Here is a 26,214-nt window from a genome sequence, read left to right on the forward strand (position 1 = left end):
GCAATTAGTGGCGTCTGGAATCTCCGGAATTCCGGAAGAACCGGTCGATCATCTCCACCACGTCCTCGCTCTTCAGCGGCTTGCTGAGGTATTCATCCATCCCCGCCTCCAGGCAGCGCTCACGGTCGTCCTTGAGCGCGTTGGCCGTCACCGCAATCATAATCGGCCGGCGCTCCGGCGGGAAGGTGGCGCAGATAATCCGGGCCGCTTCCAGTCCGTTCATCCGGGGCATCTGCACATCCAGAAGCAAGAGATCGAACTCTTCCTCCCGCAGGGCATCCAGCACTTCCAGCCCGTCCTCGACGATTCGGACGCTGTGTCCCCGCTTCTCCAGCATTTTGAGCAGCACCAGCTGGTTCACTTCATTGTCTTCCGCTACAAGAATGCGCAGCCGCTTCGCCGGCGGTTCCAGAGAGGTCGCTTCCCCAGCCGTAGCGGCGCTATGCCCGGGTCCCTTCAGAGCAAACTCCGCCGTGAAGACGAATACAGCTCCCGGTCCCGGCTTGCTGCCGATCTCGATACTCCCGCCCAGCAGCTCCACCAAGCGTTTGGAAATGGCCAGTCCCAGCCCGGTACCCTCACCCTGCCGATGCGCCGGTGTATCCAGCTGCATGAACGGCTCGAACAGTCGTCCGCGGTCTTCCTCGGAAATGCCGATGCCTGTATCTTCCACCCGGAACTGTAGCTTGATCCGGTCGTCCCGCCGCGCCACCGGGCTTACTTCTACCCGGACGCTTCCCTGTTCCGTGAATTTGACGGCATTGCCGACGAGATTCACCAGAATCTGCCGAAGCCGGCCGCTGTCTCCATAAAGTCTGGCGGGTATGCCTTCCTCGAAGGCGACGCCCAGTTCCAGACCTTTGCCCTCCGCTGAAGCGCTGAGCATATGAATCACCGATTCCACCGTCTCCTGGAGGAAGAAGTCTTCCTCGGTAAGCTCGGTCCGCCCAGCCTCGATCTTGGCAAAATCCAGCACATCGTTGATAATTGCCAGCAGAGTGTTGCCGCTGCTGCGGATAACCTCGAGATATTCCTGAATAAGCGGATCGGGGTAATCCATCTCCAGCAGAAGCTCGGTCATACCGATAACGCCGTTCATGGGCGTGCGGATTTCATGGCTCATTACAGCCAGAAAGTCGCTCTTGGCCCGGCTCATCTGCTCTGCCAGCTCTTTCTCGATCTTGAGCCGTCTCTCTTCGGAAATATCCTTGATGATGAGGTAGAAGCCCCAGCGGTTGCCGCTGATGACGATCGGAGCGACCGTGGTCAGCACCTCGACCGTTCCCCCGTCTTTTCGGTAAATGAGGTCAATGTTCGGCTGTTTCGGGGTGACATCGGCCTCGTAATCCAGAATGCCGCCCATATGACCTTCTCCGACCAGAATCTCGACGCTCGAGCCGGTCAGTTCCGAGATGCTGTATCCGGTCAAAATTTCGGCGCGCTCATTGCCGTGGATAACCTTGCCCTCCAGATCGACGGAGATAATGGCGTCGTGATTATATTTCTTCAAGGAGGTGTAGCGTTCGATCGTCTCCTGAAGCTGGCGCTCCATCGCCCGACGCTCCGTAATGTCGCGGGCCTCCAGCAGATAGTTAAGAACGCCGTCGTCATCGACCGGATTTATCTTGAACTCCAGCCATACATCATGTCCATCCGCATGGCGAATCCGCAGCTCCATAGCCTGGTCAAGCGTACCGGAATTCAGCTTCTTCTTGTCTTCGGGATGAACCAGCCCGCGGTTATCGCGTCCGAGCAGCTGCTCCGGCCGGTATCCGAGAACGTCCTGCACCGAGGAGGAACAGTACCGGCACTTCCGGTCAGGTCCCTCCAGATAGACAATATCGCGAAAAGCTCCGGCAATCAGCCGGTATATGGAATCCTCGTATAGGTTGCCGCTCGTTCCGGCCGCCTCTTCATTCGGTTTAATCTGCACACCATTCACCGCCTGTTTGTGGGATCAAACTGGATATGTTGACCTATCAGTATTAAAAAACTGTAATACTAATATGTTGTATATCCCGGTGAAAGTCAATTGCATTCCTGCTTGTCCCTGCGCCCCTGACGCGCATCCCGCCAAAAGGCGGGCGCAAAGCGGCATCCCTCCCCGGAATCCCTTTGCAAATCGTTGCAGCCGCGTCGACTAACGGATATCCAGCAGTTCCTCGACAAGCCGGGTAAACGACCGGATTTCAATCGGTTTGGTGACATAGGCGGCAAAATCCGCTTGGCTCGCTCTGGAAATATCAGACTCTTCCGCAAAGGCGCTGATCGCCAGAACAGGGATGCCTGCGCTCTCCTCCTGTTCGCGCAGCCGGCGCAGCACTTCGTAGCCGTCGATTCCCGGGAGCCCGATATCCAGGATGACGAGCTTCGGCCGATGGGTCCGCACGGCCTCCAGGCCCTTCTCTCCCGTCTCGGCGCCAAGAAGGCGCACGTCCGGGAAGTTTTTGCGGAAGATATGATGCATCATCGCCATGTTCAGCGGATTGTCCTCAATATATAACACCGTCCCGCCCGATTCAGTCATGTGCGGTCCTCCTTGTTCCAGGTCTCACGGGGATTTGGCCTAAAATGAAAAAGCCGAAGAAAAGGGCATGCGCCCCTCCTTCGGCTTATGTTCGGCTCATGCGACATGTCCGACTCATTCCCGCCTATCCAGGTATGGCCTATCAATTCTCAGTAAAATGTATACGCGATAACGCTGGTATCCTTCTCGAAGTCCCAATCGACATAAATATCGGACAATTCCTTGCCCAGAAGCGGGGCGATAGTCGTGGTCTCTTCCAGATAGCGCTTCTCCATCTTTCGTTTGGTTGTCTTCAGCGTGTTCTCGTAGCCCAGATCAATCAGTTCCTTCTCCAGAAGGATCAGGATGCCTTCCCGCTTGATGATAAGAGTACGAGGGTTAAGCCACCAGGAATCAATGAAATCCGGCTCCTTCTGGACTTTGCGACTGACTTCCACAATCTGGGCGTGCACCTCTTCGCGTCCCGCATAATGATCGACGTACGTATCGTCGTTCTTAGTCAGAGCTACGATCATGCCCGAAGCGTTATGTATACCCCAATCGTAAAAAATTTCTCCTACCTCGATGTCCATCTCGCTCTTGAGGAACGAAGACAGTTCGGGAAGAAGGGATTTCATCAGCAGCTCCCGGGTATACCGAAAGGCCTGCTCTTCTTCCTTGCTCAACAAAAAGCGTTCGACCGGTCCGATAAAGTTGCGAATGTGCAGCGTAATGCACTGCTTGCCGATAGAGGCATAAATGGATTCCGGACCTTTGCCGAAACGTTCCCGGAGCAGCCTGCCCGCAAAACTGGAAAGCTGACCCGATAGATCAATTGTGCTCATGCATGTTCCTCCAGCAATAAAATTCAGTTCATCTGAATATCCGGGGAGGGATTTTGCCTGCTGAAAAAACAGTTTGCCCAATTAGTATAATCGCTTGCGAAGGGTTCGTACATAAGAATTTTGACATATTTTTTTGAATTGCCTACAATTAAATAGGAAAGAAAATATCTCGCTGGGAGTGGAGAACAGCTATGAACGCAACCGTCTATGACTACACCGCCCGAACGATCCGGGGAACGGAAATCAGCCTCGGCCAATACCGCGGCAAAGTGCTGCTGATCGTGAACACGGCCAGCCAGTGCGGCTTCACCACGCAGTATGCCGACCTCCAGAAGCTGTACGACAAATACGCAGAACAGGGCCTGGTCATTCTCGGATTTCCTTCGAATCAATTCGGCGGCCAAGAACCCGGCACGAACGAAGAAGTACATACCTTCTGCCAGCTTAACTACGGCGTTACCTTCCCGCTCTTCGAGAAGATCGAAGTACGCGGCGAAGACAAGCATCCCCTCTATGCCCACCTGATCCACGAAGCCGGGTTCCGGGGATTCGATGCTGCCAATCCGGCGGCCCGCATGCTCAAGGCTATGCTGGAAGAACGGAACCCCGGCGATCTTGCCACCGACGAGATCAAATGGAACTTCACCAAGTTCCTAATCGACCGCAGCGGCCATGTCGCCGAGCGGTTCGAAACGCCGGTCGATCCGCTGGACATCGAGCCCGCCATTGAATCCCTGCTCTAGGGCGTTGTCTAAAATTAAATAACAGGAAGGCCGCTTGCCGCCCGCCCCGCTTCGGGCAGGCAGCAAGCGGCCTTTCTCTGTCTTTTGGCGCCGGCACCGGGTTCTTAGCGGCCCCTGTGGCGAAGCGTGAACTCCTCGAACCAGGGCGTGGTGTCCCGCTCGGCCATCGTATCCGGGACGCCCGGCGACCAGCCGATCTCGCTGCGCCAGCTTCCGAGCAGCCCCGCCGATGCCAGCTCCGCCTCCTCGGCCTCCACCCGCCGCTCTGCCTGCGGCGCGACGTACAGGGCGTCCGCCGGACAATAGGCTTCGCACATGAAGCAGGTCTGGCAGTCCTCCTGTCGGGCGGTCACGGGAAGCTTCGCAGTCCGGTCGAAATCGAAGACATTCGTCGGGCATACCCGGACGCACAGCTGGCAGCCCACACAGCGCTCGGCGCTTATAAGCTCGATCATATCGCCCGCTCCTTTCCCGGAAGAGACAGTTCGGCCGCCGTCTCCCGCTCCAGCTCGCCGGCATGGGGCACCGGCTCCGTTCCGGCAGCAATTGTGCGCACGCCGGACAGAATCAGCCGGTGCGTCTGCTTCGGATCGAGCCGGGGATACTCGGCCAGCGTATGCAGCCCGCGCGTCTCTCTGCGCGCCAGGGCGGCGGTGTACATCCACCGGGCGGCGGCCAGCATGCCCGCGGCTTCGCGGGCTTTGACCCGGTCCTGCACGGCGTCTCCTATCCGCCCTTCCAGCTCCGGCAGCAGGCCATCCAGCCGCCGGAGCGCCGAGCCGATGCCCGGCTCGCTCCGGGCAAAGTTAATCTCCAGCGGGAGTACCTCGCGCTGGATCGCAGCAATCAGCGGCCGTGCCTCCAGCGTCCCCGCCGAGCCGGAAGCACCGCCGGCAAGTCCGGAGGCCGCGCCGCCCGCTCCGGCGAGCAGACGCGGAGCCTTCCCGAGCGGCAGGGCGTAACGGGCCGCCGCTTCTCCGGCCCAGGCGCCGCTGCACATCGCCCAGGAGGCATTGTACGCGCCGCCGCCCGACACCGCGCCGCATACTTTCTCGCGCGATGCGGCATCTCCGGCGGCGTACAGGCCGGGGACCGTGGTCTCGCAGCCGGAGCCGGTCAGCCGCAGCCCGCCGGTTCCGCGCATGGTCCCTTCGTAGCGGAGCGTAAGCGGGAACCGGTCCCGGAACGGATCGATCCCCGCCCGTTCCAGCGGCATGAAGAAGATCGGATGGGCGCGTCTCAGGAACTGCCGCTTCTCCTCGGTATCGGCAAGATCCAGCGAAGCATAGACCGGCCCCCGAAGCATAAGCTCCGGAAGGCTGCCGAAGGTGCGGTCGCCCTTCAGCAGCGGCCGTCCCGCTTCGTCGTAGAGCGTTGCCCAGGCGAGCATGCGCCCGCGGGTGACGCTGCCTTCGGCAAAGCTTGGCGCATACTGCCGGGTAAATTCCATGCCGGAGAGATGGGCGCCCGCTTCGGCGGACATGAGCAGCCCCTCTCCGGTCAGCACATTGCAGCCCAGCCCTTTGCTCAGGAAGGCGCAGCCGCCGGTGGCGATGATGACTGCGCCGGCCCGCACCTCCCAGCTCCGGCCGGTCAGCCGGTTCAGGCCGCGCGCTCCGCCGACGCCATAGTCATCGCGCAGCAGCTCCAGCGCGGGCGACTGATCCAGAATGCGCACGCCGGCCCGGCGAACCACCTTCCGCATGAGGCCCATGTATTCCGGGCCGTGCAGGTGGGTGCGCATCGGCACCCCCCGGTCATCCTTCGGAAAGGGGTAGCCCCATTGACCAATCTGCTCGAGGTTCCGGTCCACCTGATCCAGCACGCGGTGAATCCAGGCATTCTCCGACAGGTAGCCGCCTGCCCGAAGGCGCTCCTGCACCGCCGCTTCCCGCAGTTCGGCCACCGGCGGAACGACCAGCAGCGTCGTCCCGCCGGGCGCGGTCGCCCCGCTTGTACCGAGGTACCCCTTGTCGGCCAGCACGACCCGGGCTCCCGAAGCCGCCGCGCTCCATGCGGCCCAGGCGCCGGCCGGACCGCCGCCAAGAACCAGCACATCGGCAGTCCACTGTTCATCGGTTGACTTGGACATGTTGTTGCTGTTCAACTCCTCTCATTGAAGCTGCCAGTCGGATAGCCGGAAGTCCTTTCTTGCCAGCTTCTCCTCCACGAGAAATTGCTTGGTTCCCTCCAGCAGGCTGGTGCCCTCCTCGGTGAATGCCTCTTCGCGGAGATTCTCAATCGGACTGGTCTTCTTGGCAAGCTCCGGCGTGGTGCTGCCAATCTTGGCCAGAAATGCGTAGTATTCGTCCTCGTGCTGCTTCAGATCGGCCAGCGCCTTCTTCCGCGCTTCGTTCCAGACCTGCGGGAAATCCGGGAATTTCTCCAGATACGCCTTGGATACGACCGTTGCACTCGAGCCGAGCAATTCCGGGTGCCGGGTGGCATCGTCCAGCAGCGGATAGCCTTCGTCAATCTGCTTCAGCGCCTGGACGCCGTTGTTCGTGGTGGCGTCGATGTCGCCGCGGGCCAGCGCTGCGGAAGCGTCCGGGATCAGCATATGGACGATTTTGTAATTCTTCACGCCTTCCTGCTTCAGCAGGCCGACGAGATAGCGATGCATGAAGGAGCCCTTCTGAGTGGCAATGGTCTTGCCCTCCAGGTCCTTGACGCTGACCGGCCCGTTCTTTCTGGCAATCAGGTAGGCGACGTTGCCGACCGAGCTCTGGGCGATCAGCCGGGTCTTGGCGCCGCCGGCATAGGCGATGATCGCCGGGGTGTCGCCGAGGCTGCCGATGTCGAGCCGCCCGCTGATAAGCGATTCTGTCTGATCGGGTCCGTTCGGGAATCCGGTCAGCTTGATTTCGGTGATGCCGTGTTTCTTCAGTTCTTCCTGAATGATGCCTTTATAGAGTCCCCAGCCTTCGGCTCCGCCGGGCAGATTGAGATCATTCGCTCCGATATAGCCGTAATTCAGCACCGCGGGTGCTGTGTGCTTACCGGCTTCCGCTCCCGCTGCCTCAGCCTTATTCCCGGCCGGACCGGTTCCGCCATTGTCTCCGCAGGCGGCCAGCGCCAGCAGTGACAGCGCCGCGGCCGCCGCCAGCAGCAGCCGGAGCAGCGCCGGCCGGTTGAATCTTCTACTCTCGCTTGTACGATATGCCATTATAAACTCCCCCTGTTTCTTCATTATGGATAGAGCGTGGAATTCGGGTCCGCTAGACCCCGGCCCGGCGGGACAGCCGGACCAAGTCGTCCCGGGAGGCGACCGGACGGCGGCCCTTGCCCCAGCCGACCTTCTCCCGGTAGCCGCCGAGCAGGCCCGCTTCCGCAAGTTCCGCCTCGGATACCGGCATGGCTCCTTCGGCCTGGGGCGCCACATAGAGCGCATCGGCCGGGCAGTAGAGCTCGCACATGAAGCAGGTCTGGCAGTCGCTCTGGCGGGCGATGACCGGAATGCCGTCCGCTCCGCGGTCGAATACCCGCGTCGGGCAGACGGACACGCACTGATTGCACTGAATGCACCGGCTTGCGCTTACGATTTCGATCATTGCAGCACCTCCTCCTGGACAACCTCTTCGCGGCTGACCCGGATTTCATCCAGTCCTTCGGTGATCAGGCGGTAATGCTGGGCCGCATCCTCCGACCGAAAGTCCTCCCGCTTATGCATCCCGCGGCTCTCCTTCCGCTCCAGCGCGGAAGCGTACATCCAGCGGGCGGTGGCCGTCATGGCTTCGGCTTCCCGGGCCTTGACGCCTTCGGCCGTCCGGGCCGCGGGGCGGGCACGCTGCTCCCGCCAGAGGCTGTTCAGCCGCTGAAGGGAAGCGGACAGCCGCTCTTCCGTCCGGAACAGGTTGATATCGTACGGCTTCACTTCCCGCTGAACAGCTTCCGTATATTCGCCCGTCCGCGCTGCGGCGCCGTTCTCCTCCTTCCCGCCGCGCAGCGGAGAGACGGACAGCCCGGCGGGACGGCGGTCCGCCGCATGCCGCCCGAGCGACAGCGCGTACTGCGCCGCCCCTTCTCCGGCGAACGAGCCGGAGGACATCGCCCATGCGGCGTTGTGGCTGCCGCCGCCGGTGAAGCCGCCGCAGATCAGCTCCCGCGTCGCGGCGTCCCCGGCGGCGTACAATCCCGGCACCTCGGTCCGGCAGTCTTCTCCGGCCAGCCGGATACCGCCCGTTCCCCGGACCGTGCCTTCCAGCCGGAGGGTAACCGGGAAGAGGTCGGTGAACGGATCGATCCCGAGCCGGTCGAACGGCAGGAAGAAGTTCGTCTGGGCTACCCGGAGCAGCGGACGGATATCCTCGGGGGCCTGGTCCAGCCGGGCGTACACCTGGCGGCCGGCCAGGAGATTGCGGGCGATCACCGAGCGGCCCTTCTTGGAGCCGGCCCCTTCCACGACCGTCCCGTCTTCATAATAGAAGCTGGCATAGCTGTAATACGCCGTCTTCGTTACCGAAGAGAAGGTCGGGCAGATCGCGTAGGCGTTCGAGAACTCCATGCCCGACAGCGAGGCTCCCGCTTCGGCGGCGAACAGATAGCCGTCACCCGTCAGCACGTTGCACCCCAGCGCCTTGCTCAGAAAGGCGCAGCCTCCCGTGGCGATGACCACCGCTCCGGCAATGACGCTCCAAGGCTCGCCGCTCTCCAGGCGTACCCCGGAAGCTCCGACAACGCCGTGGCTGTCGGCTGCAAGTTCCATCGCCGGGCTGTGGTCCAGAATGCGGACGCCCGCCTTCTTGACCAGCCGGCGCATGAGCCGCATATATTCGGGACCCTGGAGGCCGCGCCGGTGCGGGTTGCCGAACTCGTCGACCGGGAACGGATACCCCAGTACGCCGAGACGGTTCATATTCGCATAGGTGCGGTCCAGCACCCGGTTCATCCAGCGGTGCTCGGCAAGCTCCCCTCCGAGCCGGAACCGGCTCGCCTTCGCCTCTTCCCGAAGGCGGGCTTCGGGCTCGACGTACCAGACGCCCGTTCCCGACGGTGCGGTGGCTCCGCTCGTGCCGCAGTATCCTTTGTCCGCCAGCACGACCTTGGCGCCGGCCGCTGCCGCAGCCAGAGCCGCCCAGGTTCCGGCCGGACCCCCTCCAAGTATAAGCACATCCGTTGTTAAATGAAGCGAGTTTAATTCCGCATTCCTCATGGACGCTCACCCTCTCTTTTATATGGCCTCAATCGCTTTGGTCTCAATCGCGATGGCCTTTAGCCGCGATAACTGTCCCGCCAGAACAGCAGACGCTTCTCCAGGAACCGGAACAGCGTATCGATCAGCTTGCCCACGACGGCAAAGATCAGAATGCCGACGAAGATAACCGCGGTATCCGAATTCTGCTTCGCTTCATTAATAAGGAACCCGACGCCGGACCGGGAGCCGATCAGTTCGGCCACGACCAGACCGATCCAGGCGACCGCCATCGACAGCCGCAGACCGAGCAGGATATTCGGCAGCGCGGCCGGCAGGACCAGCCGCCGCAGCCGCTGCCACGGGCCGAAGGCCAGTACCCTTCCCACCTCGTACAGCTTGTTCTCCACCCCGCGTATTCCGGCAAAGGTATGGATATAGATTGGGAAGAATGAGCCGCTCATAATGATCGCCACCTTGGAGACTTCGCCGAAGCCGAACCAGAGAATAATCAGCGGAGCGACCGCCAGATGCGGAATCAGCCGCAGAACCTGCAAAGCCGGGTCCAGCAGATACGCTGCGCTGCGGAACAGCCCGGTCAGCAGGCCAAGCAGCAGACCGAGCGCGCTTCCGGCGGCAAATCCGAGCAGCGCCCGCCAGACGCTGATCTCCAGATGGCGCAGCAGCTCGCCGGAGGCTGCCAGCCGGAAGAAGGACGCTGCAATCGACGCAGGGGTTGGCAGAAATTCCGCCGACACCCAGCCGGCTCCCCCGGCAATCTGCCAGACGGCCAGCACGGCTGCCGGCAGAGCGGCCGCCTGGCCCCAATCGGCCAGCTGCGCTCTCCAGCCGGGCCCTGCCGCCGGCCTTCGGGCGGCGGCTTCCGGCCGGACCCGCTTCGCCCGGCTCTTGCCGGCCGGTACGCCCGGGACCGACTCGGCGATGCGTTCCACGTGTTCACTCAAGATTGATTCGCCTCCTTCATCTAGGTCAGAGCCTCTTCCTTCCACCGGAGCAGACGCCGCTCCAAGAGCCGGGCGGCGGTATCCGTCAGCAGACCCGCTGCCGCGAACACCAGGATGCCTACAAAGACAACGGGCGTATCGGCGAACTGCCGGGCGTCCGACATCATATAGCCAATTCCCGATGTGGAGGCGATCAGCTCCGCCACCACCAGTCCCAGCCAGGACAGTCCCAGCGACAGCCGCACTCCGAGCATGACATTCGGAAGCGCCGCCGGGAGAACCAGCCGGGTGATCTGCCGCCGCCGGTTGAACCCGAGCACGCGCGTCACCTCGAACAGCTTGTTGTCTGCGCCGCGAATTCCCATAAAGGTATTGATATAGACCGGGAAGAAAGCCCCCTTGGCAATCAGCAGCACCTTGGACTCTTCGCCGATTCCGAACCAGAGAATGAAGAGCGGCACAACCGCAAGGCTGGGCACCATCCGGATCATCTGCAGCGACGGGTCCAGCAGCTTCTCGGGCCGCCGGTACAGGCCGACCAGCACGCCGAAGAACAGTCCCAGTCCGCCTCCCAGCAGAAATCCGAGTCCCGCCCGGATAGCGCTGACTTTCAGATTGTTCCACAGCTCCCCCGAAGCCGCCAGTGACACGAAGGATTGGAGAATGGTATACGGGGTCGGGAACAGCAGATCCGAGATCAGGCCGTAATGGCCCAGCGTCTGCCAGACGGCCAGCAGGGCAACCGGCAGAATGGAGCCCAGCAGAACGGCGGCCAGCCGGCCCGGTCTGCCCGGGCCGCGAAGCGTCAGGGCGCGGTTGCTCATCGGGCAACGCCTCTTTTGTTCATCAACATCATTCTTCCTCCTCAGATTCCTGCGCCGTCCGTCAGTTCCAGCTCTTCCACCTTCTCGAACTCGCTCAACACCCGCAGGCGCAGCTCCTGAAAGGAAGTGCCGGCCTTCTTGCGCGGATACGGAAGATCGATCGGAATAACCCGCCGGATGCGGCCGGGGCGCGGCTCCAGTATAACGACCCGGCTGCCCAGAAAGACCGCTTCGTCAATATCATGCGTGACGAAGACCATCGTCGTCCGCCGGGTCTGCCAGATATCAAGCAGCACCGCCTGCATATGGGCGCGGGTGAAGGCGTCCAGCGCCCCGAACGGCTCGTCGAGCAGCAGGATCCGGGGACTCCGCAGCAGGGCTCTGGCAATCGCCACCCGCTGGGCCATCCCGCCGGACAATTCGCGGGGATAGGAACGCTCGAAGCCTTCCAGCTTCACTAGCGCAATCAGCTCATCCACTCTCCGGCGCACCTGCGGGTCGCGCAGCGACAGATCGGAAGCGATATTCTTCTCGGCGGTCAGCCAAGGGAACAGACGATGCTCCTGAAAGATAAATCCTTTATCTATGCCCGGTCCGCGGATCGCCTCTCCGCCCAGCTTCACGGTTCCCGAGAATTCGGTGTCAAGCCCGGCCACAATGCGCAGCAGCGTCGATTTGCCGCACCCGCTTGGTCCGATGACCGTGATGAACTCGCCCTCCTCCACCCGCAGATTCACTCCCTGAAGGGCCCGGACCCTTCCGGCGGCCGTTTCAAATGACTTATTCAGGTTCGAGATCGCCAACAGCGCTTCTCCCATGGCCTTCCTCCTCGCTCCCGTACACAAAAAAGACAGAGATTCCGCGTCCTTCAACGCAAAACCTCTGTCCGTACAGTCGGGTTTGTGATTTAATTCATAGTATTCTAATGAGTTTTGTTGTTTATTAACCTATCATTGAATCCCGGCTCTGTCAACCGTAAAATCAAGGATTTCGGCACAGCGGCTTCCGGGCTATCCTAGAGCAGCAGGCCGAAGGAATGCCGGATGACGTCGCCCCGGCTGATAATGCCGACGAGCACCCCGTTCCGCTCAACGGGGAGCTTCTTGATGTGCTTTTGCCCCAGTATGGCTGCTATGCCGTCAATCTCATCATCCCAAGCCGCCTTGATCACCTTGCGCGTCGCCACTTCCATCACGTTGAGTTTCAGCAATCTCTGGGCGCGCTGTTCCAGCGCTTCGTTGTCGCCTTCCAGCAAAAAGCTGAAATAGACATAATCGACGATTCTGTCCTTCTGTCTCCCGATATAGCGCATAATATCCCCGTCGCTGATATAAGCGACGATCTCGTTGCGCTCGTTCACAACGGGCAGCCCGCTGATCCGGTGCTCAATGAACTTCTCAATTACCGCGCGTACCGTATCGTTCTCCTTAACCTTGTATACCTGCCGAATCATAAACTCATGAGCCTGCATTCCTCTTCCTCCCCGTTAATTGCGATAAGTCAGCATGGCGAACTGCCTGGCCAGATACGCGGGCGAATAGGGCATATCGTTCTGCAGCCATTTGATAATGACGCCCATCAGCGCCGACGATCCGTACCAGATGGCGATATCCTTCTGAATCTGCATGGAAGATCCATCCGGCTGAAGCTGTTCCTGCCGCTGGATCTCTCCGAGAATCAGGTTGGAGATCAGATCGAGCAGGCGCTCCGCGAAGACGGAGATGCGCCGCGTCGCCAGCACGGATTTGTAGAATTTCGAGTTGTCCGCGATGTGCTCCAGCAACTTCAGCAGCCGTTCCCGCCTGCCCCCCGGAGAATTCCGCTGCTCGGGGTCCGGATTGTCGACAGACAGAATTCCCGAAATTTCCTGAATCATTTCATCGGCGATCCTGTCCATCAGGTCGGGGACGTCCCGGTAGTGCAAATAGAACGTAACCCGGTTGATGGTCGCCCGCTCGGCGAGCTGATTCACGGTGATTTTATCGACTTCCCGTTCCTGGAGCAGCTCGAAAAAAGCCTGCTTCAGCAGCCGCCGGGTGCGCAGCACGCGCGGGTCAACTTTGCCGGAGGTGTTCATCGTCCGGTCTCCTCCCCTCGAATAAGTAGTTAACAACCTTTAAGGATGTGTCGTATATCCTTGACAATTTAGACTGTAAGCGAAACCATACTTGAATTATTTACATATCGAAGGAATGTGTCGCTTGTAAACCGGCCATTACCTTTTATAATGATTGATATGCTGTTAACTATACTACGCTGTGTAAATTTAATCTATGGGTATACGAAAGGATGATTCCTCTTGAGCAAGACTGCTGCCGCAGGCACCGCCGCTTTGAAGAAAGGTCCCATTCTGCTGGTTATGATTTTGGGAGCTTTCCTCGCAACGCTGAACCAGACCGTCATGAGCGTCGCGATTCCGAAGCTCATTCATGAATTCGGCATTACGGCGGCCACCGCGCAGTGGCTGACAACCGGATATATGCTGGTCAACGGTGTGCTGATTCCGATAACGGCTTTTCTGATGCAGCGCTTCTCCACCCGTCAGCTCTTCCAGGCTTCCATGTGGATTTTCCTGATCGGAACTCTGGTATCCGCAGTCGCGACCGACTTCTCCGTTCTGCTCGCAGGACGTCTGATTCAGGCGGCGGGCGCAGGCATCATTATGCCGCTGCTGATGAACGTCATTCTGGCGATCTTCCCGCCCGATAACCGCGGTGCCGCCATGGGCATGGTCGGGCTGGCGATCATTTTTGCCCCGGCGATCGGTCCTGTGCTGACGGGTTATATGCTGGAGAATTACTCCTGGAAAGTGATGTTCTACGGGATGCTGCCCTTTGTTGTCCTGGTTATTCTGATCGGCATGATCTACCTGAAGAACGTCTCGGAGAAGACCGCAACGGCGCTCGACTCGCTCAGCGTCGTGCTCTCCACCATCGGCTTCGGCTCCACGCTGTACGGCTTCAGCCGCGCGGCAAGCCTTGGCTGGTCCAGCGCCGAGGTGCTCTCCACCATTGCCGCCGGCGTGCTCTCGCTGATTCTCTTCACCTGGCGGCAGCTCGTCTCCCGGCAGCCTCTGCTTGATCTGCGGGCCTTCAAGTACGGCATGTTCTCGCTGACCACGCTCATCAATATCGCCATCACCCTGGTAATGTACGCCGATATGATGCTGCTCCCGCTGTATCTGCAGAACGTCCGCGGCTACTCGGCGCTGGATTCCGGTCTGCTGATGCTGCCGGGCGCAATTGTCATGGGCGTGCTGATGCCGGTTACCGGCAAGCTGTTCGACCGGTTCGGCGCCAAATGGCTGGCCGTTGCCGGCATGGTCATTACGATCGGAACCACGCTCGGCTTCGTCGATCTGACCGATAAGACCACTTATATGTATCTGCTGCTGCTCTCCACCGGACGCCGGATCGGCATGGCGCTGCTGATGATGCCGATTCAGACGGCGGGCCTCAATCAGCTCCCGGCCAAGCTGCATGCGCACGGAACGGCCATCTCCAATACGATTCGCCAAGTGGCCGGAGCTGTAGGCACCTCGCTGCTTGTCACGATTATGACCGACCGGACCAAGACCCATTATGCCGACATGATGGTCTCCGCCGCCAAGTCGGGGCTGGACCCGAAGCAGATCGCCCTTCAGGCGAATATTCAGGGTATCAACGATGCGTACGTCGTGATTGTCGGCTTCGCTGTAGTCGGCTTGCTGCTTACCTTCTTCCTCAAGCGCAAAGTCCCGGCTTCGCGCAAGGAAGCCGAGGCTCCGGCCCGCCAGACCGCAACCGAATCCTGACCCTCTCAACCGCTAAGCCGAAAGGGCCGTTCCAAAAGCCGGCACTGGCCAGGGACGGCCCTTCTGGTTGTACAAAGACAAAGCGGCCGTCCAAGGATAATCTCCTTGAACGGCCGCTTTCGTTGTCTTCTCAGATAAAGATCAGTTCGTCCTTGCCGCCTTCAGCGTCTGCGGCTCCTTGAACGCCTGGACTTTGCCTTTGCTCTGAACGATAATCATCCCGTTCTCGGCCAGGGTCGGGCCGAACACGTTGCCTCCGGTGACCAGTCCGACCACCGGCTGCGCCGTCTGCAGATTGACCGCGATCAGCTTGCCGTCCGTCTGAATGATATAAAGACCGTGGCCGATAAGATCCAGACGGGCTATGGCATAGCGAAGGCCCGCATTATAGCCGACCGCTGTCTTGTTGGCGGTCTTGACGCCATAGAGGTTCAGATTATTGGCGTCGGTGAACAGCATCCGGCCATCGAACGGGCCGGCGATATAATGGGAGCCTGACGCTCCGCTGAGGTAAGTATCGCGCACCGTCTTTGCCGGATCGGCGTCGGCGGGATAGCTGTAGACCCGGTCTCCCCCGTCAAGGTAGATCCGGTCTCCGCTGTACCAGGCCATGCCGCCGCTGCGGATGACGCCGTCCTTGGCTGCCGGATGGTCAGGGTCCACATTCTCGGGATTGTAGACGACCGTCTTCTCCGTCTTGCCGGTCCGGGCGTCCAGCCAGTCGAGGGTGGTGAGAACCTGCATGTCCAGCAGATTGCCCGTCCGCTGCGAAATGACCGTTCCGTCCTTGACCGCGGCCGGAAGCGCATGGTTGTCCGCTTCCCACAGTCTGCGGCCGGTCGCCTGGTCAAACGCATACAGCACCCCGTAGGTGTAAGCTCCCGACACGGAACCCTCCGCCAGCACCAGACCCTCTGCGGCGATCATGCTCTCTGCGGGCAGATAGCCGTCCTTCACTGTGGCCTCCCACAGCGATTTGCCGTCCTGAAGCCGATAGGCCCGAATGCCGCCGTCGGCCGCCGCGAACAGCTTGTCCCCGTCGATCAGCAGCTTCCCTGTCTTCGCGGCCGGCTTCGAAGAGGCCCACAGCCGCCGACCCTTGGAGCCGTCCACGGCATAGATCATGCCGTTCTTCGAGGAGACGTAGACCTTCCCATTCCGGTACTGAAGCGGCCACTGCAGGCCGGCTCCATATTTCCAGAGACGCTTGCCGGTCTGGGCATTCACAGCCAGAAGCTGACCCTTCTGAAGGAAAAAGACGTTGCCGTCTCCGGCAGCCACGGCCCCGCTGTCAGCCATCGTGTAGTCGTTCCCCAAGACGTCCGCGGGCAGACTCCACTGCGGCTTGACGTAGGTCAGCCGATCGACTTCCGAGCTGTAATTGCTGCCGCTGTACGACGTGTGCGGCCCGTAGGCCGTCAAGGCTGAAGCCGTCCCCGGCAGGGTCAGGCACAGGCCGGCGAGCGCTGCCAGCGCCGTTTTTTGCCATCCTCTGCGAAGCTGATTCTTCATGGATTCCTCTCCCTGTAAAAAGATGGTTGTCCTCTTCGTATGATTATACACCTTTCCGCAGGCTCCAGAATCACAAAAAAACGGCGAAGCCCCTATTCATTCACAGGCTTAGCCGTTCATACCGTTAGGCATTCGTTAGATGAAGGACAAATTCCGCCTTCTTCCGTCTGCATGCGTCAGCAGATTCCATCCAAGAGTCCGGCGTAGACCAGCCCCTTGCAGATGCCTCCATCATTCACATCCGCAGTGACATAGTCGGCATAAGGCAGTAGTTCGGGCGTGGAATTGCCCATCGCAATGCCGAGACCTGCGAGTTCCAGCATCTCCTTGTCGTTCAGACCGTCGCCGAAGGCCACCGCTTCTTCGGGCTTCATGCCGAGCAGATTCAGCATCGCTTCGATCCCCTTGGCCTTGGAGCTGCCCGGAGGCAGAACATCCATCGCATACGGATGCCAGCGGATCAGCCGCAGCCGGTCCAGCAGCTCTTCGTACAGGGGCTCGTCCTCCGCCTCGCAGTGCAGGAAGATCTGGTAGATTTCATTGCCGCGCCAGAACTCCGGATCATATCCCGGATGCTCCACCTTCAGCGAATTCACGGAATCCGTCACGAACGGATGGTTCTCGCTGTTGGCGAAGTAGGCGTCGGCCCCTTCAAACACCAGGCTGTGCCCGTGCCGGCCCGATGTCTCCACCAGTGCGGCGATCGTCTCGGGCGAGAGCGGCTGCTTGTAGAGCATGTCCCCCTTGTAGACGACCAACGCCCCGTTCAGGCACACATAGGAGTCTATTCCCAGTGCTTCCGCCAGCGGCTTAATAAAATAAGGGGCCCGCCCGGTCGCAATAACCGGCTCCACCCCGCTGTCCTTGAGTCTCCGTACGGCCTCCAGCGTATCGGCCGGAATCTCCTTCTCTTCGTTGACCAGCGTTCCGTCGATATCAAAAAACACAATCCGGTATGCCACGCTTCTTCTCCTGTCCGCGGTTCTCCGCCAGCGCGGTCCGCTCTGTAATCTCGTGTCCCGCAGGCTCCATGACCCGTGTAAAGTTCATGACCTTAAAGGTTCCGAACTAAAGGTACCACGGCCTGTCCGTGGTGGCAAGGCGGCCTGTCTTCCGCCCGGCTGCTCGGGCAGCCGCCCGGCCGCTCGGCAGCCGTACTAAGGCTGTCCCGAACTTCTGCGCCTCCCGGATACCTCTCGGATAATGGTATAATAATCAGACCCTATTATCGGCTTGTCCGCAAAGGAGTCCTGAAACCATGAATGCTTCTCCGTCTGCTTCCGCTGAATTTGAATTCGGCGTCTACACCCTCGGCGACCTGGTCGCCGATCCGCTGACCGGGCAGTCCGTCAGCGCCCACCGCCGCCTCAAGGAGATTGTCGCCGCCGCCAGACTGGCCGATGAAGCCGGGCTGGATGTGTTCGGCGTCGGCGAACATCACCGGCTTGATTTTGCCGTCTCCTCCGTTCCCGTTGTCCTGTCGGCGCTCTCCCAGGTGACGGAGCGCATCCGGCTCGCCAGTACGACGATGGTGCTCAGCACCATCGATCCGGTGCGGCTGTTCGAAGATTTTGCCACGCTGGATCTGCTGTCGGACGGGCGGGCGGAAATTATGGTGGGACGCGGCGCGTTCACGGAGTCCTTCCCGCTGTTCGGCTACAATCTGGAGGATTACCAGCGGCTGTTCGCCGAGAATATCGGGCTGCTCCGCGAGCTGGGCGAGCGGGAGAGCGTGACCTGGGAAGGCGAGTTCCGGCCCTCCCTGCACGAAGCCGAAATTGCGCCGCGGCCGTATCAGCGGCGGCTTCCGCTGTGGGTCGGCGTTGGCGGAACGCCGGCGAGCGCCGAGCGGGCCGGCCAGCTCGGCGCCGGAATGGCTCTTGCCATTCTCGGCGGCAGTCCGGAGCGGTTCGCGGAGCTGGCCGGCGTGTACCGGGCTGCCGGTGCGGCGGCGGGCCACCCTGCCGAGAGTCTTCGGGTGGCGATTACAAGCCACTGCTTCATCGGCCGGACGCCGGAGGCGGCGCTGGACAGCTTTTACCCTTATTATCTCAACTATCTGAACGGCTTCTGGGCCAAGGACGGCCGGGATTACCGCTTCACCCGCGAGGAATTCTCGGCCTACACGGCGGCGGACAACGCGCTGGCCGTCGGGAGCCCGGAGCAGATTGTAGAGAAGATTCTCTACCAGCATGAGCTGTTCGGCCACACCCGGTTCATGGCCCAGATGGACGTCGGCGGCATGCCGTACGCCAAGGTGGCGGAGTCAATCGAGCTGCTGGCGACGGAGGTCGCGCCGGCGGTCCGCCGGGAAATCGCGCGCCGCAGCCGCCGGGATAAGTAGGAAATTAGTAGACGAACCGGCGCTGCACGCCGAAGCTGAGCAGGAACAGCAGACCCTCCACAGCGAGCTTGGCCGGAATCAGAGGAACGCCAAGACCGGTATGGAGCACTGACAACAGACCGTAATTCAGACCGAGGATCAGGGCGGCGAGGGCGTAGTAACGCCGGACCGACCGTCCAAGCGCCGTGCCGCTGCGGCGGCCGAACACCAGCTTCCGGTTGACCGCATAGTTGGCCGCCGAGCTTCCGGCTCGGGCGAGCACGACGGACAGCAGCAAGTTGGACGTCAGCGCCTGAAGAAGCAGGAGCAGCAGAAAGTCGAGCGCGCCGGATACCAGGGAAGCGGCGCAGAATTTCAGAATCGGCAGGTAAATCTTCAGCGAGTCCGCCACAGGCCGGAAATGGGAGGATTCGTTGCCGTTCAGGTAGACCGTCTCGATGGGCAGCTCCCGAATGGCATAGCCCTGGACCGGCGCCTCCAGCAGCAGATTCATTTCGTATTCAAAACGCTCTCCGGGCACCTGGCACAACCAGCGGAGCATGCTCCGGGGATAGCCGCGCAAGCCGGTCTGCGTATCGCCGATCGGTGTGCCGGTCGCAGCGCCGTACACCCGGCTCGTCAGCCGGTTGCCGAACCGGCTGCGGAGCGGCACTCTGCCCGTGAACTGGCGGCTGCCAAGCACCATGCCGGATTCCGCCGCTTCGCTGGCGCGGCCGACGGCCAGAATATCCTGCGGTGTATGCTGGCCGTCACTGTCGGCGCAGACGACCGCGGCAGAGGGCACATGTTCCAGGATGTACCGGAACCCGGTTTTGAGCGCACTGCCTTTGCCCCGGTTGGTTCCATGCGTCAGCACGGTACAGCCTGCGTCTCCGGCCTGCCGGAATACTTCCCGGTAACGTTCGCCGCTGCCATCGTCGACGACCACAATCGGCGCATCGGTCATCCGCCGAAGATTCGCAATCAGCTCCACCAGCCGGCTGTCCGGTTCATAGGCGGGAATCAATACCGTCATGGCTTATCCCTCCCCCAGATACAGAATGTCGCTTACGCCCCGCTCCTGCCCTTTGCCCTGCGGATTGTTGACCACCCGTCCCTTGAAATAAAGGGTTGACGAGCCTCCGCCGTCCAGATTGTAAGCCTCCGTTGCGCCGAGATCGGCCATCAGGTCCGCGAATTCGTTCAGCGTCATGCCCCGGCTCTCGCTGGACCGGCCGTCGACAACGACGAACACATAATGATTGGGTGCAATCATGCCGATGCCGGTCCGCGGATTGGCGTTCGAGATGCCCCGGTTGCCAAAATTCGTATCAATCTTCACGCTGTCCAGATTCTCCGCAATCTTGCCGCCCCGAATCAGCGCCGGCCCGAAAGAGAACGTCTGGAGCGCGCCGTCTTCAAGCAGCTTCTCCGCCGATACCTCCGGCTCCTCATAGGAGGCCATCGTCCCGTCCTTGTAGAGCGCCACTCCTTCCCGCGCCGGCTTATTCCGATACAGCACCCCGTTGCGGATAACGACCCCGTCGTCCCGGAACCCGTAATAGTCGCCGTTGATGGCCAAGACCGCTCCGTGGTCAGAGGCGATTTCGGATGTATTCTCGGTAATATTGGTGCCGAAGGAATTCTGCGCGAATGCCGACTGAAGCATGGACGCATCGGATACCTGAACATCCGCGACGTAATAAATAACCGCACTGCTTCCGCTGCCTTCCGTCTTCTTCGTAATAGAAATGCTCATATTGTCGCTGCGGTAGTTCCAATCGTCGGATACCGCATTCGCAGCCTGCTCTGCGGCCGTCTCGGCCGCCCGGGCGTCTTCGGGAGCCGGCTGAGCCACGACTGCCTCCACATGGTCGATTAAATATCGGTCTGCCAGACCATAGGCCGTTCCGCCGAGCGTCAGCAGAACCGCGGGAATAAGAATCCATCTTCGTCTGAAGGGGCGCTTGATCTTCATAGAGGGACCGCCTTTCGTTATCTTGTTCAGTTACGGGTTCAGTATAGAAACCAACCCTTAAACGAACCTGAAAGGCCGGAGGGGACCGAGTCCGAGCGAGGCAAGCCTGCCGATGTTCCCATTTTTGCGGGAAGCTCTTCCGGTCTTTGTCGGACCTCGGAACGAAATCTCAACAAATTCGGTGCCGGATGCCGATATAGCGGGTAAGAGAGTAAGATGAATTTCCGCGAAAGCGAGGGTACCTATGGTCAAATTGTCGAATATGCGCGTCCTGGGGCGAAGAATACCGGTCTTACTGCTGGCGACGCTGCTGGCGCTCGGCGTTCCGGCCGAAGCCGGCGCCGCCTACACAGCCAAGGTCTACACCTCGTCGCTGCCCGTGCTGAAGGAGCCGGCCGCAGGCGCTGCGGCCAAGGGGTATTTGAAGAGCGGTGCGGTGGTGACGGTTACAGACGAGCAGCACGGCTGGGCGAAGGTGAGCTCAGGCTCGCTGTCCGGTTGGGTAGCAGGCTATTATCTCAAAAAAACGGGAGGCGGCACTTCCGCCGCCCCCCTCATCACCTCGGCCGCCTCGGCCGCCGCTTCGGGCCGAGCGACGATCACGGCGGACTCGCTCCGCATGCGGAGCGGCCCCGGCACCGGCTACCAGGTGATCGGCTCCTTGAACGCCGGCGACCGGGTCCAGATTCTGTCGTCGGAGAACGGCTGGTACCGGGTGCGGACCGCCGCCGGAGCGCTGGGCTGGGCCAAAGCGGACTACGTGAAGACCGGCGGGGCTGCGGTGACGACCGCAGCATACAAGACGGCCTCCGCTTCCGCACCGGCCCGGACCGCCGGACTTCGCGGCAAGCGGATTGTGGTGGACGCCGGGCACGGGGGCGATGATCCCGGGATGGTAGGGACGACGTATGATACGCTGGAGAAGGATTTGAACTTGCAGACGGCGCTGTATCTGCGCGACGATCTGACGGCGGCCGGCGCCCAGGTCACCATGACGCGCACCCGGGACAGCCAGAAACCGTCGCTGTCCAGCCGCGCCCTGCTCTCCGGCAAGGTGGGAGCGGATGCGTTCGTCAGCGTGCATTACAATTCCTCCCCGAAGAACGTATCCGGGACGCTGACCTTCTACTACTCCCTGTCCGATGACCAGAAGCTGGCCCGGGCCATTGAAGGCCGCCTCTCCGGAGGCATCGGCCTGAGCAGCAACGGGGTCTCCTACGGCAACTACTATGTGCTGCGGAACAACTCCGTACCGTCGGCGCTGGTCGAGCTGGGCTTCCTGACCACGGCCCGCGACGAATCCATCGTGCGGACGGCCTTCTACCAGCGCCAGGCCGCTCAGGCCATCGCCAACGGGCTGGCGGATTATTTCAGCCGGTGAGGAGCGGGGCTAAAAATGAGACGGACAAACTAAAGGGGCAGGCCGGATCATATCCGGCCTGCCCCTTTCTGTGCGTTCTCTATTCCGCTTCCGTTTCTGCCGCGTCGTGGGCGTTCTGCCGCTACACGTTCTGTCCGTATTCCGGACCCGGCAGCTTGCTCAGCACGACATGCAGCGAAGAAGGCCCTCCGCCGCAGCGGTAAGCGAACTGCTCTCCGCCTCCGATATGGAAGGCGTCGCCCCGTGCCGCCGGATACTCGGCGCCGTCGGCCAGCACCGTTCCCTCTCCCTCAAGCACGGTGATATAGACATCTGCGCCGGGATGATTATGCAGCGGCAGCTCCTGTCCGGGCAGGAAATTCAGGACAAACAGGACACTTTCCCCTTTTTGGAACAGCACCCGCTTCGTAAAACGTTCTTCCTTATATTCCATCGCGGCGGTAACCGATGCTTTCTCCATTCTGGATTCCTCCTGTAAATGAGATTTGTTCTCATTCTAACAAAAGAGCGGCCTTCTCCGTGTGATCCTGCGCACTCTTGGCCTTTCGCTTATTCAGCGGATCAGGTCGTCACCTTTTGGATACAATTCGGTCGCCGCTTCTCTGCTGCCGGTCGAAGCGATCAGTCCTTCAGAAGTCCGTTCAGATTGACGGAGCCGTACGGACGCATCCGGATCGTATAGGTCTGGTTCATGCCGAAGGAGGCCAGATATGCCTTGTATTCTTCGACCAGCGCGTGCGGCAGAACCGTCAGAATTACACCCGCGAAGCCTCCACCGTGCACCCGGGTCGCACCGACGCCGCCGTGATTGCGCAGGAACAGCTCCGTAAGGGCAAGGTGAACCGATACGCCCTGCTCGTCCGGCGCCGAGCTGGCATAGATATTCTGCAGCCATTTCCACGACGAGTTGCCGGATTCCGTAATCAGACGCAGGAACGCCTGCGCGTCGCCTTCCGCCAGCGCCCCGATCATACCTTCAACCCGCTTGTTCTCCTCAAAAAAGTGCAGGGCTCTCATCAGCGCCCGGTCTCCCGCCTTCTCGCGGATTTCGGGAATCCGCGCCAGCACGTCTTCTTCCCGCAGCTCGCCGAGCACCTTGGCACCGAGCACGCCCGCGACCGCTTTCATTTCGGACGGAATGGAGGAATACTCCGCGCTAAGGTCGGCATGGTTGCCTCCGGTCGGAACGATCAGCAGCGTATAATCCCGGTTGATCGCCTGAAAATCGACGCTCGAAATGGCCGGATTGGCCGCATCCCGGAAGTCGATCGAGATCAGGCCGCCATGGCCGCAGGCCATCTGGTCGAGCAGACCGGACTGCTTGTCCCACTTGTGGTTCTCGGCATACTGCCCGATCTTGGCGCAGTCGACGACGCTCAGCGCTCCCTCGTTATAGAACGAGTTGACGATGGCGCAGATCAGCATCTCGAACGAGGCCGAGGAGCTAACCCCGGCGGCGCTGATGACGTCGCTGGTCAGGCAGACATTGAAGCCGCCGATGCGGAAGCCCTTCTTCTCGAAGCCCTCCAGAATGCCGAGCACCAGCGTATACGTGCCCGAAGCGCCCGGAACGTCCGCCCGGTTCGCCAGATCAATGGTGAAGTCCTCGTTGTAGTCCAGGCTGACGATGCCGACCTTGCCGTCGCTGCGTCTGGAGGCAACGCCGATGCAGTCCATATTGATGCTGGCGGCGACGATTTTGCCGAGATTGTGGTCCGTATGGTTGCCGCTGATCTCCGTGCGTCCCGGCGAGCTGAACAGGAAAACGTCGCTCTCGCCGAAGCGGGAGGCGTATTCATCCAGAAGGCCCGCATAGCGCGCGCGCTGCGCCTTCGTCACTTCCGGGTCTTGGCCGTACATCTCTTCAAGAAGTGCAGTGAATGCCTTCGATTCCAGTAATGCGCTTGTCTGTTCCAGTGATGGCATGCGCTCATTCCCCCGTTGTATGCGTATGTTAAAATGCCGCCGCGCCCTGCGCGGCCCGAACTTCTTCATTGTCGGCGCCGGGCGCCGGGCTTGTCAATACCGCCGTCCGGCACTCCGGTCCGGCCGCCCTTGGAAGACGGCCCGGCTACTCGGCCTGAACCGCCGCCTGCAGCAGCGACAGCGCCTGCTCCGCGTGCTTCGACTTGTTGACGACCCCGCCGAACAGCTCCATCTTCTGCAGAGGCCAGTTCTTCACCAGGGCGCTGTCCGTAAAGTCAACCGCCGACGGACGCTCGCTGCCGTCTTCGTCCTTGGCCGTCAGCACCCGGCTGTCCTTCGCTCCGTCCGGGAACCATTCCGCAAGACGGGCCGCCGGAAGCTCGGCGTACAGGTCCTGATTCGCCAGCCAGTCGTAGCAGTTGCGGTCCAGCACAAGCAAGTCCGGCGCGTCGGCCGCCAGCACGGCCATGGCCTTCTGCTTGTAAGCCAGGTCCGCCGTCCCTCCGCCTGTCGCATTCGGCACATAGACAATCTCCGTCTCGATCCGCCGGAATCCTGGAAGCGTCTTCACCATGGCGTCTTCAAGGGGCTGTCCGTTCCCTTTCGGATCGTCGTCCGCTGCGAATTCTCCAATGAACATCACATGAAGATCGACCGGCGGCAGACTGGCCTCATAGCGCTTCTTCTCCATCCGGTTCGCGATGCCCCAGACCGCAAAGCCCAGAACGGCAAGAACAATCAGGGAGACCAGCACCTTCGTTCCGTTCATCCGGAAGAAGGTCTCGGTCCGTTTGGCCATTCCTGCGAGCGGGCCGTACTTGGCCAGCCGCTCTTCCTCCGCACGGCGGATGTCTTCCCGCTGGAGGGCCGACAGAATCAGACGGTAAGCTGCGGTTGTCCGCTCATACGCCAGTTCGGCTTCGGATACGCCCTCTGCCGATCCGGCGCCCACCGACCGCCTCCGCTTCAAATGCAGGTCGAACCGGCGGTCGATCTCCTCGCGGGAGGCGTCCTCCGGCAGCTCCAGAAGACGATACGCTGCTTTTACTTCTTCGTTCACTTGCTCTCTCTCCTTCTTCCCGGGCGGCGGCCGGAAGACCGCCGCTCTCCGTAGCGCTTCGTCTCTCCCATGATAGCACACATCCCGCGGAGATTTCCTCTCTCTGCAAGCGGGATTCGCCGCAAGACCGGGAACGGTCTCCGTTCCCGCCGGACTCGGATTTGGGGGCCGCCGGAGAGCGGCGCCCTCTCTTTTTTTGCCGCATCTGCGCGCGCTGGCTTACAATGAAGCCAATGAACCCTGCACAGGGAACGGAGGATGAATATGAGCACAACCGCCCTGACGGGCACCTACGGCTTTCGCTTCTCGGACGATCCCGATCTGGCGCTAGGCAGCCTGTTCGCCGTCGGCCATGAGACGGCCCGCCACCCCGGCTACTTGTGGGACGGACTTGTCCGGGAGGACGGTCCGCTTCTGCTTCTGCAGCATACGGTCTCCGGGGAAGGCCGGTTCGAGCGCGGGGGACAGATTTCCCGAATCGGGCCGGGCCGGGCTTTTCTTGCCGAGATTCCCGGCCGCCACCGTTATTATTATTCCGAGCACGGGACGGAGCCCTGGGAGTTCTACTTCATTCTCATGCGGCCGCAGCTGATTCTCCCCCATTGGAGGCGGTTCACCGGACTGGCCGGAGACACGCCCCTGCTCCCGCCCTCGGGCGCAGCCGCCTCTCTGCTCCGGCTGATCTTTGCGGAGGCCGCCGCCGGCCGCATCGTTGACCCCCTGCTCGCATCTTCCTACGTCTACCAGTTCGCAACGGAGCTGGCCCGCAGCGGAGCCGCCCGCCCCGGACGCTCCGCATGGCCCGAGCCGGTCCGGCGGGCGGCCGAATATCTGGAGAACCGCCGCTGCGAACCGGTCAGCATGGATCTGCTGTCCGACTATGCCGGGTTGTCCAAGTCCCACTTCATCCGCCGCTTCTCGGCCTGCACCGGGCTCACGCCGGCCGCCTACCTGAACCGGCTGCGAACCGAACGGGCGATGGAGCTGCTGCGGGGAACTTCGCTGAGCGTCGAACGGATCGCAGACGAGCTGGGCTACTCCAGCGGCAGCTATTTCATCAAAGCGTTCCGGTCCCAGACCGGGATTACGCCGGGCGCCTTCCGCGGCGGCGGCGAGAGCCTGCAGTACCGCCGGCTGTTCTGGGATTAGAGCTTCCGACCGCAATATTGTGCTGTTAAACGGCATGAAATCACTATAGATTCTCCGAAGGCTCCCTGCCTATGATTA

General features: G+C 61.2%; 25 protein-coding genes. 5 read left to right on the forward strand and 20 right to left on the reverse strand.

All coding sequences use genetic code 11. The features are described from left to right. Window positions 1–4 precede the first annotated feature (4 nt). The 3 genes from F4V43_RS16245 to F4V43_RS16255 form a co-directional block, all read right to left on the reverse strand. The gene (locus F4V43_RS16245; RefSeq protein ID WP_191089618.1) at window positions 5–1,933 is read right to left on the reverse strand and encodes a PAS domain-containing hybrid sensor histidine kinase/response regulator; all 1,929 of its coding nucleotides are present in this window, start codon (window positions 1,931–1,933) and stop codon (window positions 5–7) included. 207 nt (window positions 1,934–2,140) lie between these two features. Continuing rightward, a complete protein-coding gene (locus tag F4V43_RS16250; protein WP_150459308.1) occupies window positions 2,141–2,527 on the reverse strand; it encodes a response regulator in 387 nt (128 codons plus the stop codon). Between the two features lie 149 nt (window positions 2,528–2,676). Continuing rightward, window positions 2,677–3,351, reverse strand: coding sequence for a Na-translocating system protein MpsC family protein (locus F4V43_RS16255; protein WP_150459309.1), 675 nt, complete (start codon window positions 3,349–3,351; stop codon window positions 2,677–2,679). Between the two features lie 191 nt (window positions 3,352–3,542). Here F4V43_RS16255 and F4V43_RS16260 point away from each other — a divergent pair, with 191 nt between their 5' ends. After that, window positions 3,543–4,094, forward strand: coding sequence for a glutathione peroxidase (locus tag F4V43_RS16260; protein ID WP_150459310.1), 552 nt, complete (start codon window positions 3,543–3,545; stop codon window positions 4,092–4,094). A gap of 104 nt (window positions 4,095–4,198) precedes the next feature. Here F4V43_RS16260 and F4V43_RS16265 read toward each other — a convergent pair whose 3' ends face one another. The 10 genes from F4V43_RS16265 to F4V43_RS16310 all read right to left on the reverse strand — a co-directional run bounded on the left by F4V43_RS16265 (window position 4,199) and on the right by F4V43_RS16310 (window position 13,091). Then, window positions 4,199–4,549 carry a ferredoxin family protein gene (locus tag F4V43_RS16265; RefSeq protein ID WP_150459311.1) on the reverse strand — a complete coding sequence of 117 codons (351 nt, stop codon included), beginning with the start codon at window positions 4,547–4,549 and terminating at the stop codon, window positions 4,199–4,201. Continuing rightward, window positions 4,546–6,186 (reverse strand): FAD-dependent oxidoreductase, encoded by a 1,641-nt coding sequence (locus F4V43_RS16270; RefSeq protein WP_150459312.1) that lies wholly within the window; start codon window positions 6,184–6,186, stop codon window positions 4,546–4,548. Before F4V43_RS16270 ends, F4V43_RS16265 begins: the two co-directional genes overlap by 4 nt. Before the next feature lie 21 nt (window positions 6,187–6,207). Further along, window positions 6,208–7,260: an ABC transporter substrate-binding protein gene (locus tag F4V43_RS16275; RefSeq protein ID WP_150459313.1), complete on the reverse strand. Its 1,053-nt coding sequence runs from the start codon at window positions 7,258–7,260 to the stop codon at window positions 6,208–6,210. Window positions 7,261–7,312: 52 nt separating this feature from the next. Then, the gene (locus tag F4V43_RS16280; protein ID WP_150459314.1) at window positions 7,313–7,645 is read right to left on the reverse strand and encodes a ferredoxin family protein; all 333 of its coding nucleotides are present in this window, start codon (window positions 7,643–7,645) and stop codon (window positions 7,313–7,315) included. Beyond that, on the reverse strand, window positions 7,642–9,246 hold the full coding sequence (locus F4V43_RS16285; protein ID WP_150459315.1) for an FAD-binding protein: 1,605 nt from the start codon (window positions 9,244–9,246) through the stop codon (window positions 7,642–7,644). The genes F4V43_RS16280 and F4V43_RS16285 overlap by 4 nt, the downstream gene beginning before the upstream one ends. Window positions 9,247–9,305: 59 nt before the next feature. Continuing rightward, a complete protein-coding gene (locus F4V43_RS16290) occupies window positions 9,306–10,190 on the reverse strand; it encodes an ABC transporter permease (protein WP_223879931.1) in 885 nt (294 codons plus the stop codon). A 20-nt stretch (window positions 10,191–10,210) separates the two neighbouring features. Next, the gene (locus F4V43_RS16295; RefSeq protein ID WP_150459316.1) at window positions 10,211–11,014 is read right to left on the reverse strand and encodes an ABC transporter permease; all 804 of its coding nucleotides are present in this window, start codon (window positions 11,012–11,014) and stop codon (window positions 10,211–10,213) included. 41 nt (window positions 11,015–11,055) lie between these two features. Then, window positions 11,056–11,832 (reverse strand): ABC transporter ATP-binding protein, encoded by a 777-nt coding sequence (locus tag F4V43_RS16300; protein WP_150459317.1) that lies wholly within the window; start codon window positions 11,830–11,832, stop codon window positions 11,056–11,058. A 197-nt stretch (window positions 11,833–12,029) separates the two neighbouring features. Then, complete coding sequence (locus F4V43_RS16305; RefSeq protein WP_150459318.1) at window positions 12,030–12,485, reverse strand: CBS domain-containing protein; 456 nt, start codon at window positions 12,483–12,485, stop codon at window positions 12,030–12,032. Between the two features lie 15 nt (window positions 12,486–12,500). Next, on the reverse strand, window positions 12,501–13,091 hold the full coding sequence (locus F4V43_RS16310) for a TetR/AcrR family transcriptional regulator (protein WP_150459319.1): 591 nt from the start codon (window positions 13,089–13,091) through the stop codon (window positions 12,501–12,503). Window positions 13,092–13,373: 282 nt separating this feature from the next. Between F4V43_RS16310 and F4V43_RS16315 the strand changes: the two genes are divergently transcribed. Then, entirely contained in the window at window positions 13,374–14,807 is a 1,434-nt protein-coding gene (locus F4V43_RS16315; protein ID WP_150459364.1) for a DHA2 family efflux MFS transporter permease subunit, read from the forward strand. A gap of 141 nt (window positions 14,808–14,948) precedes the next feature. On the opposite strand, the gene F4V43_RS16320 is transcribed toward F4V43_RS16315, so the two are convergent. Continuing rightward, window positions 14,949–16,319 carry a PQQ-binding-like beta-propeller repeat protein gene (locus F4V43_RS16320; RefSeq protein WP_150459320.1) on the reverse strand — a complete coding sequence of 457 codons (1,371 nt, stop codon included), beginning with the start codon at window positions 16,317–16,319 and terminating at the stop codon, window positions 14,949–14,951. Between the two features lie 176 nt (window positions 16,320–16,495). Continuing rightward, the gene (locus tag F4V43_RS16325; protein WP_150459321.1) at window positions 16,496–17,281 is read right to left on the reverse strand and encodes a Cof-type HAD-IIB family hydrolase; all 786 of its coding nucleotides are present in this window, start codon (window positions 17,279–17,281) and stop codon (window positions 16,496–16,498) included. A gap of 296 nt (window positions 17,282–17,577) precedes the next feature. Here F4V43_RS16325 and F4V43_RS16330 point away from each other — a divergent pair, with 296 nt between their 5' ends. Further along, window positions 17,578–18,663 carry an LLM class flavin-dependent oxidoreductase gene (locus F4V43_RS16330; protein ID WP_150459322.1) on the forward strand — a complete coding sequence of 362 codons (1,086 nt, stop codon included), beginning with the start codon at window positions 17,578–17,580 and terminating at the stop codon, window positions 18,661–18,663. Between the two features lie 4 nt (window positions 18,664–18,667). On the opposite strand, the gene F4V43_RS16335 is transcribed toward F4V43_RS16330, so the two are convergent. Next, window positions 18,668–19,678 carry a bifunctional glycosyltransferase family 2/GtrA family protein gene (locus F4V43_RS16335; protein WP_150459323.1) on the reverse strand — a complete coding sequence of 337 codons (1,011 nt, stop codon included), beginning with the start codon at window positions 19,676–19,678 and terminating at the stop codon, window positions 18,668–18,670. Between the two features lie 3 nt (window positions 19,679–19,681). Then, window positions 19,682–20,620, reverse strand: a complete 939-nt coding sequence (locus F4V43_RS16340; RefSeq protein ID WP_150459324.1) for a phosphodiester glycosidase family protein — start codon at window positions 20,618–20,620, stop codon at window positions 19,682–19,684. A gap of 244 nt (window positions 20,621–20,864) precedes the next feature. Between F4V43_RS16340 and F4V43_RS16345 the strand changes: the two genes are divergently transcribed. Then, a complete protein-coding gene (locus F4V43_RS16345; RefSeq protein ID WP_150459325.1) occupies window positions 20,865–22,001 on the forward strand; it encodes an N-acetylmuramoyl-L-alanine amidase in 1,137 nt (378 codons plus the stop codon). Between the two features lie 121 nt (window positions 22,002–22,122). Here the strand turns inward: F4V43_RS16345 and F4V43_RS16350 are convergent, their stop codons facing one another. From F4V43_RS16350 to F4V43_RS16360, 3 genes are all read right to left on the reverse strand, one after another. Further along, window positions 22,123–22,461, reverse strand: coding sequence for a cupin domain-containing protein (locus F4V43_RS16350; RefSeq protein ID WP_150459326.1), 339 nt, complete (start codon window positions 22,459–22,461; stop codon window positions 22,123–22,125). Window positions 22,462–22,622: 161 nt separating this feature from the next. Continuing rightward, window positions 22,623–23,927 carry a galactokinase gene (locus F4V43_RS16355; RefSeq protein WP_150459327.1) on the reverse strand — a complete coding sequence of 435 codons (1,305 nt, stop codon included), beginning with the start codon at window positions 23,925–23,927 and terminating at the stop codon, window positions 22,623–22,625. 145 nt (window positions 23,928–24,072) lie between these two features. Then, window positions 24,073–24,987, reverse strand: a complete 915-nt coding sequence (locus F4V43_RS16360) for a hypothetical protein (RefSeq protein WP_150459328.1) — start codon at window positions 24,985–24,987, stop codon at window positions 24,073–24,075. A 264-nt stretch (window positions 24,988–25,251) separates the two neighbouring features. On the opposite strand from F4V43_RS16360, the gene F4V43_RS16365 reads away from it, so the two are divergent. Further along, a complete protein-coding gene (locus F4V43_RS16365; RefSeq protein WP_150459329.1) occupies window positions 25,252–26,136 on the forward strand; it encodes an AraC family transcriptional regulator in 885 nt (294 codons plus the stop codon). Window positions 26,137–26,214: the final 78 nt, after the last annotated feature.

It is taken from the genome of Paenibacillus spiritus, from assembly GCF_008710135.1.
GTDB classification, from domain to species: Bacteria; Bacillota; Bacilli; order Paenibacillales; family Paenibacillaceae; genus Paenibacillus_AQ; species Paenibacillus_AQ glufosinatiresistens.